15 protein-coding genes are annotated in these 14,233 nt (G+C 63.9%); 10 read left to right on the top strand and 5 right to left on the bottom strand.

Going from position 1 to position 14,233, the window contains the following annotated elements:
- The first annotated feature begins 182 nt into the window (after window positions 1-182).
- The 4 genes from AC3RCP_RS23830 (at window position 183) to AC3RCP_RS23845 (ending at window position 4,921) form a co-directional block, all read left to right on the top strand.
- A complete protein-coding gene (locus AC3RCP_RS23830) occupies window positions 183-2,936 on the top strand; it encodes a response regulator (protein WP_007927747.1) in 2,754 nt (917 codons plus the stop codon).
- 66 nt (window positions 2,937-3,002) lie between these two features.
- Window positions 3,003-3,992, top strand: a complete 990-nt coding sequence (locus AC3RCP_RS23835; protein ID WP_274299973.1) for a 2-hydroxyacid dehydrogenase — start codon at window positions 3,003-3,005, stop codon at window positions 3,990-3,992.
- A 90-nt stretch (window positions 3,993-4,082) separates the two neighbouring features.
- A complete protein-coding gene (locus AC3RCP_RS23840; protein WP_009050281.1) occupies window positions 4,083-4,520 on the top strand; it encodes a hypothetical protein in 438 nt (145 codons plus the stop codon).
- On the top strand, window positions 4,517-4,921 hold the full coding sequence (locus AC3RCP_RS23845) for an META domain-containing protein (protein ID WP_101338802.1): 405 nt from the start codon (window positions 4,517-4,519) through the stop codon (window positions 4,919-4,921). The genes AC3RCP_RS23840 and AC3RCP_RS23845 overlap by 4 nt, the downstream gene beginning before the upstream one ends.
- A 111-nt stretch (window positions 4,922-5,032) precedes the next feature.
- Here AC3RCP_RS23845 and AC3RCP_RS23850 read toward each other — a convergent pair whose 3' ends face one another.
- Window positions 5,033-5,497 carry a TlpA disulfide reductase family protein gene (locus tag AC3RCP_RS23850; protein ID WP_007931800.1) on the bottom strand — a complete coding sequence of 155 codons (465 nt, stop codon included), beginning with the start codon at window positions 5,495-5,497 and terminating at the stop codon, window positions 5,033-5,035.
- A gap of 128 nt (window positions 5,498-5,625) precedes the next feature.
- Here AC3RCP_RS23850 and arsC point away from each other — a divergent pair, with 128 nt between their 5' ends.
- Genes arsC through AC3RCP_RS23865 form a run of 3 tightly spaced genes read left to right on the top strand, consistent with a single transcriptional unit; the run spans window position 5,626 to window position 6,999 of the window.
- Window positions 5,626-5,979, top strand: coding sequence for an arsenate reductase (glutaredoxin) (gene arsC / locus AC3RCP_RS23855; protein WP_007931799.1), 354 nt, complete (start codon window positions 5,626-5,628; stop codon window positions 5,977-5,979).
- Complete coding sequence (wrbA, locus tag AC3RCP_RS23860) at window positions 5,976-6,581, top strand: NAD(P)H:quinone oxidoreductase (RefSeq protein ID WP_007931797.1); 606 nt, start codon at window positions 5,976-5,978, stop codon at window positions 6,579-6,581. Before arsC ends, wrbA begins: the two co-directional genes overlap by 4 nt.
- Entirely contained in the window at window positions 6,574-6,999 is a 426-nt protein-coding gene (locus AC3RCP_RS23865; RefSeq protein ID WP_053262269.1) for a DUF2069 domain-containing protein, read from the top strand. Before wrbA ends, AC3RCP_RS23865 begins: the two co-directional genes overlap by 8 nt.
- A 111-nt stretch (window positions 7,000-7,110) precedes the next feature.
- Here the strand turns inward: AC3RCP_RS23865 and AC3RCP_RS23870 are convergent, their stop codons facing one another.
- Window positions 7,111-7,782, bottom strand: a complete 672-nt coding sequence (locus tag AC3RCP_RS23870) for a DNA-3-methyladenine glycosylase I (protein ID WP_009050287.1) — start codon at window positions 7,780-7,782, stop codon at window positions 7,111-7,113.
- A 76-nt stretch (window positions 7,783-7,858) separates the two neighbouring features.
- Complete coding sequence (gene ttcA, locus AC3RCP_RS23875; protein ID WP_007931792.1) at window positions 7,859-8,683, bottom strand: tRNA 2-thiocytidine(32) synthetase TtcA; 825 nt, start codon at window positions 8,681-8,683, stop codon at window positions 7,859-7,861.
- A 279-nt stretch (window positions 8,684-8,962) separates the two neighbouring features.
- On the opposite strand from ttcA, the gene AC3RCP_RS23880 reads away from it, so the two are divergent.
- Window positions 8,963-9,565: a Yip1 family protein gene (locus AC3RCP_RS23880; protein WP_007931790.1), complete on the top strand. Its 603-nt coding sequence runs from the start codon at window positions 8,963-8,965 to the stop codon at window positions 9,563-9,565.
- A 144-nt stretch (window positions 9,566-9,709) separates the two neighbouring features.
- Window positions 9,710-10,201, top strand: coding sequence for a SprT family zinc-dependent metalloprotease (locus AC3RCP_RS23885; protein ID WP_007931787.1), 492 nt, complete (start codon window positions 9,710-9,712; stop codon window positions 10,199-10,201).
- 16 nt (window positions 10,202-10,217) lie between these two features.
- Here AC3RCP_RS23885 and AC3RCP_RS23890 read toward each other — a convergent pair whose 3' ends face one another.
- Window positions 10,218-11,399 carry a CaiB/BaiF CoA transferase family protein gene (locus AC3RCP_RS23890; RefSeq protein WP_101338803.1) on the bottom strand — a complete coding sequence of 394 codons (1,182 nt, stop codon included), beginning with the start codon at window positions 11,397-11,399 and terminating at the stop codon, window positions 10,218-10,220.
- A gap of 151 nt (window positions 11,400-11,550) precedes the next feature.
- Window positions 11,551-12,885, bottom strand: coding sequence for a dicarboxylate/amino acid:cation symporter (locus AC3RCP_RS23895; protein WP_007931783.1), 1,335 nt, complete (start codon window positions 12,883-12,885; stop codon window positions 11,551-11,553).
- A gap of 346 nt (window positions 12,886-13,231) precedes the next feature.
- On the opposite strand from AC3RCP_RS23895, the gene AC3RCP_RS23900 reads away from it, so the two are divergent.
- On the top strand, window positions 13,232-14,230 hold the full coding sequence (locus AC3RCP_RS23900) for an AraC family transcriptional regulator (RefSeq protein WP_101338804.1): 999 nt from the start codon (window positions 13,232-13,234) through the stop codon (window positions 14,228-14,230).
- Window positions 14,231-14,233: the final 3 nt, after the last annotated feature.

A 14,233-nucleotide genomic window follows, 5' to 3' on the forward strand; every position in this document is an offset into this window, starting at 1 on the left:
AGATTGTCCGCGGCCGGGCAACCGACACCGGTCGACAAAGCGCTCGCTAACCCGCGGCACCTGAGCGGTTCGACGGTTAATTTTGCGAAGATTGCGGCAAAGCAAATGGCTACACTGCGCAGGTGGTGCGCACCGGATGTGCGCAGGGTTCATTCAAAACGGCGTGGTAGCAGGAGAGTTGCGTGCTTAAGAAACTGGGGATCAAAGGCCGCGTGCTGTTACTGACCTTGCTGCCAACCAGCCTGATGGCGTTGGTGCTGGGCGGTTATTTCACCTGGATGCAGCAGTCGGACCTGCAAACCCAGCTTCTGCAACGCGGCGAAATGATCGCCGAGCAACTGGCGCCCCTGGTGGCACCGGCCCTGGCCCACAAGAACAGCGCCCTGCTGGAACGCATCGCCACCCAGTCCCTGGAACAGCAGGACGTGCGCGCAGTGACCTTCCTCGCGCCCGACCGCACGCCCCTGGCCCATGCCGGCCCGAGCATGCTCAACCAGGCGCCGACCGGTAACGGCAGCCAGATGCTGCAACGCACCGGCAGCGACGCCACCCGCTATCTGCTGCCGGTGTTCGGCCGCCACCGCAACCTGGCCGGCGACCTGATTCCCGACGAGTCCGACCGCCTGCTCGGCTGGGTCGAGCTGGAGCTGTCCCATAACAGCATGCTGTTGCGCGGCTACCGCAGCCTGTTCGCCAGCCTGCTGCTGATTATCGCCGGGCTGATCTGCACCGGCCTGCTGGCGCTGCGCATGGGGCGCACCATCAACAACCCGCTGAGCCAGATCAAACATGCCGTTACCCAACTCAAGGACGGCAACCTGGAAACCCGCCTGCCCTTGCTCGGCAGCCAGGAGCTGGACGAGCTGGCCTCGGGCATCAACCGCATGGCCGGCACCCTGCAGAATGCCCAGGAAGAATTGCAACACAGCATCGACCAGGCCACCGAGGACGTCCGGCAAAACCTGGAAACCATCGAGATCCAGAACATCGAACTGGACCTGGCGCGCAAGGAGGCCCTGGAGGCCAGCCGGATCAAATCGGAATTCCTGGCCAACATGAGTCACGAAATCCGCACGCCGCTCAACGGCATCCTCGGTTTCACCCACCTGCTGCAGAAAAGCGAACTGACCCCGCGCCAGCTGGATTACCTGGGCACCATCGAAAAGTCCGCCGACAGCCTGCTGGGAATCATCAACGAAATTCTCGACTTCTCGAAAATCGAAGCCGGCAAGCTGGTGCTCGACAGTATTCCGTTCAACCTGCGCGACCTGTTGCAGGACACCCTGACCATCCTCGCCCCGGCCGCCCACGCCAAGCAGCTGGAACTGGTCAGCCTGGTGTATCGCGATACCCCGCTGTCGCTGGTGGGCGACCCGCTGCGCCTCAAGCAGATCCTCACCAACCTGGTGAGCAACGCCATCAAGTTCACCCGCGAAGGCACCATCGTCGCCCGCGCCATGCTCGAAGAAGAACACGAAGACAGCGTGCAACTGCGCATCAGCATTCAGGACACCGGCATCGGCCTGTCGAACCAGGACGTGCGTGCCCTGTTCCAGGCCTTCAGCCAGGCCGACAACTCGTTGTCGCGCCAGCCTGGCGGTACCGGCCTGGGGCTGGTGATTTCCAAGCGCCTGATCGAACAGATGGGTGGCGAGATCGGCGTCGACAGCACGCCCGGCGAAGGTTCGGAGTTCTGGATCAGCCTGCGCCTGCCGAAAACCCGCGACGACGCCGAAGACCTGCCCGCCCCGCCGCTGCTCGGCAGGCGGATCGCGGTCCTGGAGAACCATGAACTGGCGCGCCAGGCCCTGCAGCATCAACTCGAGGACTGCGGCCTGGAAGTGACGCCGTTCAATACCCTGGAAGCCCTGACCAACGGCGTGACCGGAGTGCATCAGACCGAACAGGCGATCGATCTGGCAGTGCTCGGCATCACCACCAACGACATGCCGCCGGAACGCCTCAACCAGCACATCTGGGACCTCGAACACCTGGGCTGCAAAGTACTGGTGCTGTGCCCGACCACCGAACAGACGCTCTTCCATCTGTCGGTGCCCAACCCTCACAGCCAGTTGCAGGCCAAACCGGCCTGCACCCGCAAACTGCGGCGCGCCCTGGCCGACCTGGTCAACCCCAAGGTGGTGCGCAACGAGCCGAGCGAACCGATCGCCAGTCGCCCGCCACGGGTGCTGTGTGTCGATGACAACCCGGCCAACCTGCTGCTGGTGCAGACCCTGCTCGAAGACATGGGCGCCAAGGTGCTCGCGGTCGACAGCGGCTATGCGGCGGTCAAGGCGGTGCAGAACGAATCCTTCGATCTGGTGATGATGGACGTGCAGATGCCCGGCATGGACGGCCGCCAGAGCACCGAGGCGATTCGCCAGTGGGAGAGCGAGCGCAACTGCACGCCGCTGCCGGTGATCGCCCTCACCGCCCACGCCATGGCCAACGAAAAACGCGCACTGCTGCAAAGCGGCATGGACGACTACCTGACCAAGCCCATCAGTGAGCGGCAACTGGCTCAGGTGGTGCTGAAGTGGACCGGTCTGGCCCTGCGCAACCAGGGGCCGGAACGCACTGGCGAACCGTCCGGCAACGGCCTCGAGCTGCAAGTGCTGGATCACGACGAAGGTTTGCGCCTGGCCGCCGGCAAGGCGGACCTGGCCGCCGACATGCTGGCGATGCTCCTGGCCTCGCTGGAGGCCGACCGTGAAGCGATTCGCGCCGCCCGTGCCGCCAACGACCACAATGCGCTGATCGAACGGGTCCACCGTCTGCACGGGGCGACCCGCTACTGTGGAGTGCCGCAGTTGCGCGCCGCCTGCCAGCGCAGCGAAACCCTGCTCAAGCAGGAAGACGTCAAGGCCTTCGCCGCCCTCGACGAACTCGAACGGGCCATCAACCGCCTGGCCACGGAGGCCCGCATCAACGCCTGACCCAGGGCAACGACAGGTTTGCCCTGAAGGTTCATGCTCGGGGCAACCTCCCACAAGGACGACGCCATGCGCACGATTCTCTTCAGCAGCCAGAACTATGACCGCGACAGCTTCCTCGGTGCCGAGCCGCCGCCGGGTATCGAGCTGCAGTTCCAGGCCGCGCGCCTGAGCCTGGACACCGCGGCCCTGGCGGAGCACCACGAGGTGGTCTGCGCTTTTATCAACGACGACCTGAGCGCCCCGGTGCTGGAGCAACTGGCCGCCGGCGGCACGCGCCTGATCGCGCTGCGCTCGGCCGGCTACAACCATGTCGACCTGGCCGCGGCCAAACGCCTGGGCCTGAGCGTGGTCCGGGTCCCGGCCTATTCTCCCCATGCCGTGGCCGAGCATGCCGTGGCCCTGATCCTGGCGCTGAACCGCCGCCTGCACCGCGCCTACAACCGCACCCGCGAAGGCGACTTCAGCCTGCACGGCCTGACCGGCTTCGACCTGGTGGGAAAAACCGTCGGCATCGTCGGCACCGGGCAAATCGGCGCGACATTTGCCCGGATCATGGCCGGCTTCGGCTGCCAGTTGTTGGCCCACGATCCCTTCCCCAACCCGCAAGTCGAGGCCCTGGGCGCACGTTACCTGAGCCTGCCGGAGCTGCTGGCCCAGGCGCAGATCGTCAGCCTGCACTGCCCGCTCACCGCCGACAGCAAACACCTGATCAACCGCCAGAGCCTGGCCCGGATGCAACCGGGCGCAATGCTGATCAACACCGGCCGCGGCGGCCTGGTGGATACCCCGGCACTGATCGAGGCCCTGAAGAACGGCCAACTGGGCTACCTGGGGCTGGATGTCTACGAAGAGGAGGCGCAGCTGTTCTTCGAGGACCGCTCCGACCTGCCGCTACAGGACGACGTGCTGGCGCGGCTGCTGACCTTCCCCAACGTGATTGTCACCGCCCACCAGGCGTTCCTCACCCGCGAGGCCCTGGCGGCGATCGCCGACACCACCTTGCACAACATCGTCGCCTGGGCCGCCGGCGCGCCCTGCAACCGGGTGGAAGGCTGAGTCGACGGACCGGCGGTAAGCGAAGGTCATCTGCCTGCAACCTGAGCTATCGGGGTGCGTGCTAGCATACGCGCCAGATTTGGAGGACCCATGGTCGAACACGATTTCCGCTACAGCCTGATGAACCCGCAACACACTCTGATCGAATGCCGCGCCCTGGTGCCCGGCCGCTATCAGGTCACCGGCAACGGTGGTTCCATCCGCAACGACGACGTGCTGATCGTCACCCTCAAGGGCAGCAAGGACCTGTCGATGCGACTGACGGTGGAAACCGTGCGGCACCTGATCAACCCGGTCGGCCAGTGGGTCGCCGTGGCCCGTGGTCCGGTATTCGGCGAGCTGGCGATCCATCAGTGGCAGGTCAACTGCGACAGCTGCGCGGCCGAGCTGAGCTTCGAGTTCGCGGTGGACGCCAAGCTGGGCAGCAAGGCGCAAAAGCCCGCGGCCAGCGCGCGGATCGCCGAGCTGGGCTGGATCAGCGAAGGGGAAAAACACCTCTGCCCGAAATGCCAGCGAGCCGCCCAATGAAACGCCTGGCGTTGACCGCCGCGTTCGGCGCCGGCCTGCTGGGTTGCGCGGCGGAGCCGGTGAAACTGCAGCAGGATCGCAGCTACATCCTGGAGTGGATCGGCGAGCGTCCGCTGATCGACTACAGCCACCTGACCATCACCCTCGGTGAAGACGGGCGCGCCTACGGCAACGGCGGCTGCAACCACTGGTTCGCGCCCTATACCCTGGAGGGCGACAAGCTCAGCTTCGGCAAGGTCGGCAGCACCCGCAAGCTGTGCGCGCCAGCCCTGATGGAGCAGGAACGACGCTTCCTGCAGGCGTTGGAAACCGTCCAGCGCTGGGACATTTCCCCAATCGAGCAAGTGCGCTTCTGGCCGGCCGAAGGCAAGCCGTTGCGCTGGTGGCTCGAGGAAGGTTGATACCACCCCCTGTAGCCGCTGCCGCAGGTTGCGATAAGGTCCGCAGGACCTTCAGCGATCCCAAGATCGCAACGGCCTTGCAGGCCGATCGCAGCCTGCGGCGGCTACAGATCAATGCCCACGCAGGGCTTCCAGCTTCGCCATCACGCCCGCCGCGGTCTGTTCGCCCATCAGTTGCTCACGCACCTTGCCCTGATCATCGATGATGTAGGTCACCGGCAAGCCTTCGCTGCGTGGCAAGTCGAAAATCTCCGCCGGGTTCTGCGCCAGCACGGTGAACTTGATCCCCAGTTTTTCACTGGCGCTCTTCAGTTCTTCGCCCTGCACATTATCGAAATTGACCCCCAGCACACTCACCGGCTGGCCCTTGAGCCCTTCGGCCAATGCATTGAGCTCGGGAATCTCGGTGCGGCACGGCCCACACCATTCGGCCCAGTAATTGAGCACCAGCCACTGCTTGTCCACGCGCTCGGCGGCGACTTTCCGGCCATATTGATCGACCCCGTAATCGTTACCGCAGCCGCTCAGCAACAAGGTGCCGATGATCGCCAATGCCGCTGCCAGTTGCCTTGCCATGCCTTGATCCTTGTATTGAAAAAAACCGTCAAACCCGCTTTCTCGTGCGACCCATCGCCTCGCAAGGTTCAGGACTGCCCGTCGCACAGGTAGAATAGCCGCCACCTTACGCAAGATGCGACCCGCCCATGACCGATCTGACGCTTTATCACAACCCGCGCTGCTCGAAATCCCGCGGTGCGCTGGAACTGCTGGAAGCCCGTGGCCTGACTCCAACCGTGGTCCGCTACCTGGAAACCCCGCTCGATGCCGCCCAGCTGCAAAGCCTGCTGGGCAAGCTCGGGATCGGCGCCCGCCAGCTGCTGCGCACCGGCGAAGACGAGTACAAGACCCTCAACCTGGCCGACGCCAGCCTCAGCGAAGCGCAGCTGATCGCCGCCATCGCCGCGCACCCGAAACTCATGGAACGGCCGATTCTCGAAGTCGGCGACAAGGCCATCATCGGCCGGCCGCCGGAGAACGTGCTGGAGATCCTGCCTTGAGTACGCCGTACATCCTGGTTCTCTACTACAGCCGCAACGGCTCGACCAACGAGATGGCCCGGCAGATCGCCCGGGGCATCGAACAAGGTGGCATGGAAGCGCGCCTGCGCACCGTGCCGGCGATATCCGCCGACTGCGAGGCCGTGGCCCCGAGCATCCCGGAAGACGGCGCGCTGTACGCCAGCCTCGACGACCTGAAGCACTGCTCCGGCCTGGCCTTGGGCAGTCCGACCCGGTTCGGCAACATGGCCGCGCCGCTGAAGTATTTCCTCGACGGCACCAGTAACCTGTGGCTGACCGGCGCCCTGGTGGGCAAGCCGGCCGGGGTGTTCACCTCCACCGCCAGCCTGCACGGCGGCCAGGAAACCACCCTGTTGTCGATGATGCTGCCGCTGCTGCACCACGGCATGCTGATCACCGGCCTGCCCTACAGCGAATCGGCCCTGCTGGAAACCCGTGGCGGTGGCACGCCTTACGGGGCCAGCCACCATGCCGGCGCCGACGGCAAGAGCCCGCTGAACGAGCACGAGGTCGCCCTCTGCCGCGCCCTGGGCCTGCGCCTGGCCAAGACTGCCCTGCAACTGGAGAGCAGCCGTGGCTAAAAAGCCGAAGATCCTGCCGGCCATCGAATGGCTGGAGCCGCGCGTACGCATCACCCGGGTGCTGAGCCTGATCTGTTTTTTCGGCCTGGTCGGCCTGCTCTGCGGCTACTACCTGTTCGTCGCCGACCTGCACGGCGCCCGGCCCTGGGTGATCCTGCTGATCGAACTGGTGCCGCTGCTGTTGATGGCGCCGGGCATGCTGGTGGGCAGCGCCCGCGGGCATTCCTGGATGTGCTTTGTGGTGAACCTGTATTTCATCAAGGGCGCGCTGGCCGCCTACGATCCGAACCGTCAGCTGTTCGGCATCCTGGAGATGCTGGCCAGCCTGGCAGTGTTCTGCTCGGCCCTGCTCTACGTGCGCTGGCGCTTCCAGCTCAACCGCAAACTGGCGGGCGAAGGCCAGGTCAGCGCCGCCTGACGGCGCGCTGTCGCGGGCAAGCCTCGCCCCTACAGAGCACCCTGTACTTCTGTAGAAGCGAAGCTTGCTCGCGATGAACGATGACGCGGTACTCCAGGGAACACGCCCCGATCAGTGATTGACCGTATACGCCAGCATCATCGAGATCTGGCACAGCGGCCGGCCACTTTCGGCGTGCCACTGGTTGAAGGCGCCCTGCACGGTGGCCAGGTCCTTGAGGCTGCTCGGCACCTTGTCGATGATCTGCTGCGCATTCAGCGCCGCCACCACGTCATAGGTCGGCACGAAGGTGTCCTTGCCGACCATTCGCAGAAAGCGCGGGGCCGACAGGCCGCCCAACTGATGACCGTGCTTGGCCAGATACTTCCACAGGCCGACGATGTCGGTCACCGGCCAGTCGGCGATCAAGGCGCCGAAACTGCCCTTCTCCTTTTCCACGTCGAGCACCATCTGCGCATTGCGCGGCACGCTCTTGAGCTTGCCCAGGTGGCGAATGATCCGCGTGTCCTGCATCAGCCGCTCGAGGTGCTCGGCGCCCATCAGCACCACTTTTTCCGGGTCGAAGCCAAAGAACACCTCTTCGAAGGCCGGCCACTTGGCGTCCACCAGGCTGTGCTTCAAGCCGGCGCGGAATACCCGCAGGGCCAGGGTCGAGAGATAACGGTCATCGCTGATCTTGCGCAATTGCGCCGGGGTTTTCGGCACCGGCAGATGGGCTTCCAGCTCGGCCGCCGAACCGAAGCGGTTCAGACAGTATTCGTGCAGCCACTTGTAATCGCGCATGCCCTCTCCTAATGACGATAAAGAAACGGCGCTCGAAGGAGCGCCGTGATTCCACGATACAGAGCCGCGAGACGACTCAGAGGTTCACCACATTGACGAAACGCGAAGCCGCGGTTTCATCGATCTTCAGGCTGGTGAAGTCGAACAGGTTGCGGTCCGCCAGCTGCGACGGCACCACGTTCTGCAGGCCGCGGAAAATGCTTTCGGTACGGCCCGGGGTCTTGCGTTCCCATTCCTGGAGCATTTCCTTGACCACCTGGCGCTGCAGGTTTTCCTGAGAGCCGCAGAGGTTGCACGGGATGATCGGGAACTGCTTGAGGTCGGAATAGGCCTGGATGTCCTTCTCGCTGCAATAGGCCAGGGGTCGGATCACCACATTACGCCCGTCGTCGGCCCGCAGCTTGGGCGGCATGGCCTTGAGCGAGCCGTTGTAGAACATGTTGAGGAAGAAGGTCTCGACGATGTCGTCCCGGTGGTGACCCAGGGCCATCTTGGTCGCGCCGATCTCGTCGGCGAAGGTGTACAGGGTGCCGCGACGCAGGCGCGAGCACAGCGAACAGGTGGTCTTGCCTTCCGGTATCAGTTCCTTGACCACCGAATAGGTGTCCTTCTCGACGATGTGGTACTCCACACCCAGTGTCTCGAGGTAGGCCGGCAGCACGTGCTCGGGGAACCCGGGCTGCTTCTGGTCCATGTTCACGGCGACGATGTCGAACTTGATCGGTGCAACCTTCTGCAGGTGCATCAGCACGTCGAGCATGGTGTAGCTGTCCTTGCCGCCGGACAGGCAGACCATGACCTTGTCGCCGTCTTCGATCATGTTGAAGTCGGCGACCGCTTCCCCGGCCTGGCGGCGCAAGCGTTTCTGCAGTTTGTTCTGGTTGACCGTAAGAGTGCCCATGGCGCTTGAAATCCGCGGTGTGTGACGAAAAGCCGGTCATTTTACGCAAAAACCGCGCGCGGGCGAAGCGCCGGGCGCCAGTCGACCGATCAAATCGCCGAATGCGATTACCAGCCGCGCCGACAGCGCGATTTGCTCTAACACCCATGACCTTTGCAGGTCAGTCCTTTCTATACTGCGACATAAGGTCGCACGCATATTCAGACCTTTACTTACTTGGCCGCTGGCCCGTAGGCGCTCCGTTGGGGGGCGATGGCAATAACAAAGGAGTGACTGACTATGATTCATCATGTCGTGGGACTCTTCACCCACCCCGATCAGGAATGGCGAGAAATACGTGGCGACGAAGAGGAAAGCATCAGCCACATGTACCTCACCCACACGCTGATTCTCGCGGCAATTCCGGCGATTTCGGCGTTTATCGGCACCACCCAGGTCGGTTGGGTCATCGGCAATCGAGCACCGGTCATGCTGACCATGGAAAGCGCGCTGTGGATGACCATCATGTCGTACCTGGCGATGCTGGGCGGGGTTGCGGTCATGGGCGCCTTCGTCCACTGGATGGCCCGCACCTACGACGCCAGCCCGAGCCTGGCGCGCTGCATCGCGTTCGCCACCTATACCGCGACGCCCCTGTTCATCGGCGGCCTGGCGGCGCTGTATCCGCACATGTGGCTGGGCATGATCGTCGGCACGGCCGCCATCTGCTACACCGTCTACCTGCTGTATGTCGGGTTGCCGACCTTCATGAACATTCCCTCGGACGAAGGTTTCCTGTTCTCAAGCTCCGTACTGGCCGTTGGGCTGGTGGTGCTGGTCGCGATCATGGCGTTCACCGTGATCGTTTGGGGTCTTGGCGTCGGCCCCGTTTACACCAACTGACGTCGCTCAAAAAACCAACACAATCTGCCAACACAGGCCGCCGCAAGGCGGCCTTCTAATCTGCGCAACGACCATTCGGCGCCTGGACGATTCGGAATGCATCGGCTTTGCGGCATACTCACCCGCTCTGGAGAGCCGTTAAGCATGCCCGAGCAACTCAATACCCGCGTCGAAGACTGTTTCCAACTCGCTGAATCCTTTTTCAAACGACCTTTCAAACGCCCGGTGGTCAGCCTCAAGTTGCGCGGCCAGAAAGCCGGTGTCGCCCACCTGCACGAGAACCTGCTGCGCTTCAACCCGCAGCTGTACCGGGAAAACACCGAAGACTTCCTCAAGCAGACCGTGGCCCATGAAGTCGCGCACCTGATCGCCCACCAACTGTTCGGCGAGCGCATTCAGCCCCACGGCGAAGAATGGCAACTGATCATGCGCGGCGTGTACGAACTGCCGCCCAATCGCTGCCACACCTACGAGATCCAGCGCCGCAGCGTGACCCGCTACATCTACCGCTGCCCCTGCGACAACGACTTTCCGTTTTCCGCCCAGCGCCATCGCCTGGTCGCCCAGGGCCGGCGTTATCTGTGCCGGCGTTGCCGGCACACCCTGGTGTTCAGCGGCGAGATGCGGGTGGAATGAACCCGGTCCTGGCGCCCTACAGGATGACCCGGCCCTGGCGTAGCTCAGCGATGCGCTGCGCGCTGTAACCCAGCTCGGCCAGCACCTGGTCGCTATGGGCCCCCAGTTCCGCCCCGATATGCTGCGGCTCCGGCAGCCCCTGGGAAAACTTCAGCGGACAGGCCATCTGCGCCTGGTAGCTGCCATCGCCACGCGGCACCTGGCTGACCAGTTGCCGTGCCTGCAACTGCGGATGCGCCACCGCCTCCGCCAGGCCCAGCACCGGTTCGACGCAGGCGTCGACCCCAGCAAACAACTCGCAGAGCTCGGCAAAATCGTGCTTCTCGAACTCGACCTGCAAGGCCTGCTTGAGCGCCTGCTGTTGTTCCGGCTGCGGCGACAGCCCCTGGGCCGCCAGTTCCGGACGCCCCAGGGCCTTGCACAGCGCCTGCATGAACGGCGGCTCCAGGCTGCCCACCGACAGCCAGCGACCATCCCGACTGCGGTAATAGTCATAGAAGCTGCCGCCATTGAGCACCTGCTGCTCCGCCGCGGGCTCGATCCCGCACGCCAGGTAGCCGGCCCCGGCCATGGCGTTCAGGCTGAACACGCAATCGGTCATGCTCACGTCCAGGTGCTGCCCCAGGCCGCTGTGCTGGCGGGCAATCACCGCCGCCAGCAGGCCGATGACCCCATGCAGCGAACCGCCGGCGATGTCCGCCGCCTGGATGCCCAGGGGCAGCGGCCCGCTGTCCTTGCGCCCGGTGTAGCTGGCCAAGCCCGCCAGGGCCAGGTAATTGATGTCGTGGCCGGCGCGATCCCGGTACGGGCCGGTCTGGCCGTAACCGGTGATCGAGACATAGATCAGCTTCGGGTTCAGCGCCTTCAGCGCCTCGTAGCCCAGCCCCAGGCGCTCCATCACCCCGGGGCGGAACTGCTCCAGGACGATGTCGTATTCCAGCACCAGTTGGCGGATCACCTCCAGCGCCTCGGGCTGCTTGAGGTCCAGCGCCAGGCTGCGCTTATTGCGATTGAGGTAGGCATGGCTGGCGGAGACGCCCTGATCGTGGGGCGGCAGCACCCGCAGCAGGTCCGTGCGGGTCGGCGATTCGATGCGCAGCACCTCGGCGCCCATGTCCGCCAGCAGCAAGGAGGCGAATGGCCCCGGCAGCAGCGTGGAGAAATCCAATACCTTGAGTGACGCCAGTGGCCCGCGCATGAGTACCCTCCCTTGCCGATTGACTGCCCACAGAGTAGGCAGCGTCTCGAGGCCCGGCAATCACCGCAAGCGCCACCCGGGCTGACCGTTGCGCTCAAACCCCGGGCATGAAAAAACCCGCCGCAGCGGGTTTTTCATCGACGTGGTGAAGTTACTTCACGGACGTCGGGGTTGGGCCTTCGGCAACGCCCAGGTCATCTTCTTCGCGAGTGTCGCTGATAGCACGACCACCGGAAGCCAGCTCGGCCTGCAACTGGTCTTCGTCCAGCTCCTTGACCCACTTGGCGACCACTACGGTGGCTACCGCGTTACCCACCAGGTTGGTCAGCGCACGGGCTTCGGACATGAAACGGTCGATACCCAGGATCAGCGCCAGGCCGGCCACCGGCAGGTGACCCACGGCCGACAGGGTCGCCGCCAGCACGATGAAGCCGCTACCGGTCACGCCTGCGGCGCCTTTGGAGGACAGCAGCAGCACCAGCAGCAGGGTGATCTGGTGAGTGATGTCCATGTGGGTGTCGGTCGCCTGGGCAATGAACACGGCCGCCATGGTCAGGTAGATCGAAGTACCGTCGAGGTTAAAGGAGTAACCGGTCGGGATCACCAGGCCCACTACCGATTTCTTCGCGCCCAGGCGTTCCATCTTGATCAGCATGCGTGGCAGGGCCGATTCCGAGGAGGAAGTACCCAGCACGATCAGCAGTTCTTCACGGATGTAGCGGATCAGCTTCAGCACGCTGAAACCGTGGGCGCGGCAGATGGCGCCCAGCACCACCAGCACGAACAGCACGCAGGTGATGTAGAAGCAGATCATCAGCTGGCCCAGCTGCACCAGCGAACCCACGCCATAGGCGCCGATGGTGAAGGCCATGGCGCCCAGCGCACCGATCGGCGCGAGCTTCATGATCATGTTGATGATGTTGAACATCACATGGGCGAAACGATCGATGAAGTCCAGCACCGGCTTGCCATAGGCACCCAGGCGGTGCAGGGCGAAACCGAAGATCACCGAGAACATCAGCACTTGCAGGATGTCGCCGTTGGCGAAGGCGCCGACGATGGTGTTCGGAATGACGTTGAGGATGAAGCCGACGATGCTCTGGTCCTTGCCGGCGGTGACGTAGGCCGCCACTTTCGAGGCATCCAGAGTGGACACGTCGATGTGCATGCCGTTGCCCGGCTGCACCACGTTGACCACGACCAGGCCGATCAGCAGGGCGATGGTCGAAACGATTTCGAAGTACAGCAGCGCGTAGCCACCGGTCTTGCCCACCGATTTCATGTTCTGCATGCCCGCGATACCGCTGACGACCGTACAGAAGATGATGGGCGCGATGACCATCTTGATCAGTTTGATGAACCCGTCACCCAGGGGCTTGAGGGCCACACCGGTCTGCGGGTAGAAGTGACCGAGCAGGATGCCGATGGCGATGGCAACGATCACCTGGAAATACAGGGATTTGTACAGTGGCTGACGAGTCGTCATTGCAAAGTTCCTCAAGAGCACCGTTGCACACCATCCATCGATGCACACGACGCCTAAAGTGCGAACCCTCCTGCACTGGAGGGATTTGTTGTGTAGAGCTGCGGGGAACACCTTTCGCTGCTCCCTTCTCCTTGCTCGCTATCGCAAAGCCCGTGCCAGCTTGCCAAAAAACCCTGAAAGCCTTTGGACATCAGGGTTTGCGCTCGCCTTCGCTCTCCCTGCCCCTACATGAAGTGGCGGATTTCCGCCCATCGCCCGACGCTCGTCCTACAATTTGGCGGATATCCGCCTTGCCCAGTCGTTGTCGGCTGTTAACATCCGCCACTTAATGGACGGATCAACCTTCATGCGCGAACGCACCATCGCCAGTCATTTCGCCCGCGCCGCCCTGGGCGGGGCGCGTCGGCGGGGCTACGACTATTCGGAGCTGCTGCAGACCCTGGGCATCAGCCTCGAACTGCTCAACGAACCCAAGGCCCGTATCGCCCCCGAGCAGTTCGCCAGCCTGCTGCAACAGCTCTGGCAAGTCCTGGACGACGAGTATCTGGGGTTCGGCGACGGCCCGAGCAAGCGCGGCACCTTCGCTATGATGTGTCACGCCCTGATCCACTGCAGCAACCTGGAGAAGGCCCTGCAGCGCGGCCTGCTGTTCTATAGCCTGTTCCCCCAGGCACCGCGCCTGAGCCTGACGCGCGAAGGGGACATGACCCGCCTGAGCCTGGACGACGCCGCGCTGTGGGACCCGGACCACTTCCTCAGCGAGAGCCTGCTGGTGATCTGGCATCGCCTCGGCAGTTGGTTGATCGGCCAGCGCATCCGCCTCGAGCAGGCCTGTTTCAGCTACCCGAAACCCGAGCACGGCAACGAATACGACCTGCTGTTCCCCTGCCCCCTGGTGTTTTCCCGCGGCTGCAGCAGCCTGCTGTTCCACAGTCGCTACCTGAGCATGCCGCTGCTGCAGGACGAACGAACCCTCAAGCACTTCCTTGAACGCTCCCCCGCCGACCTGCTGGCCCGCCCGGACGACGGCGACAGCCTGAGCAGCCAGCTGCGCCGCCTGCTCAGCCGCGACAGCAACCATTGGCCGGACCTGGAAAGCATCGCCCAGCACCTGCACATCAGCCCGCAGACCCTGCGCCGGCACTTGCGCGAAGAAGGCACGAGTTTTCAGGAGTTGAAGGATCAGTTGCGGCGCGATATCGCCATCTACCACCTGCGTCGGGCCGACCTGTCGTTGCAACAGATCGCCGAGCAGACCGGCTTTTCCGAGCCATCGGCCTTTCACCGCGCGTTCAAGAAGTGGACCGGGCTGACCCCGGGCGCCTACCGCGCCCAGGAAACCTGAGCG

This window comes from Pseudomonas sp. GW822-FHT05A08 (genome assembly GCF_058800485.1).

Bases quoted from the DNA above. Each gene is read 5' to 3' on its own strand.
- ttcA (WP_007931792.1), bottom strand. From the start codon at position 8,683: ATGGGCACTCTTACGGTCAACCAGAACAAACTGCAGAAACGCTTGCGC.
- AC3RCP_RS23880 (WP_007931790.1), top strand. From the start codon at position 8,963: ATGATTCATCATGTCGTGGGACTCTTCACCCACCCCGATCAGGAATGG.
- AC3RCP_RS23845 (WP_101338802.1), top strand. From the start codon at position 4,517: ATGAAACGCCTGGCGTTGACCGCCGCGTTCGGCGCCGGCCTGCTGGGT.
- AC3RCP_RS23835 (WP_274299973.1), top strand. From the start codon at position 3,003: ATGCGCACGATTCTCTTCAGCAGCCAGAACTATGACCGCGACAGCTTC.
- AC3RCP_RS23890 (WP_101338803.1), bottom strand. From the start codon at position 11,399: ATGCGCGGGCCACTGGCGTCACTCAAGGTATTGGATTTCTCCACGCTG.
- AC3RCP_RS23840 (WP_009050281.1), top strand. From the start codon at position 4,083: ATGGTCGAACACGATTTCCGCTACAGCCTGATGAACCCGCAACACACT.
- AC3RCP_RS23885 (WP_007931787.1), top strand. From the start codon at position 9,710: ATGCCCGAGCAACTCAATACCCGCGTCGAAGACTGTTTCCAACTCGCT.
- arsC (WP_007931799.1), top strand. From the start codon at position 5,626: ATGACCGATCTGACGCTTTATCACAACCCGCGCTGCTCGAAATCCCGC.
- AC3RCP_RS23870 (WP_009050287.1), bottom strand. From the start codon at position 7,782: ATGCGCGATTACAAGTGGCTGCACGAATACTGTCTGAACCGCTTCGGT.
- AC3RCP_RS23895 (WP_007931783.1), bottom strand. From the start codon at position 12,885: ATGACGACTCGTCAGCCACTGTACAAATCCCTGTATTTCCAGGTGATC.
- AC3RCP_RS23850 (WP_007931800.1), bottom strand. From the start codon at position 5,497: ATGGCAAGGCAACTGGCAGCGGCATTGGCGATCATCGGCACCTTGTTG.
- AC3RCP_RS23900 (WP_101338804.1), top strand. From the start codon at position 13,232: ATGCGCGAACGCACCATCGCCAGTCATTTCGCCCGCGCCGCCCTGGGC.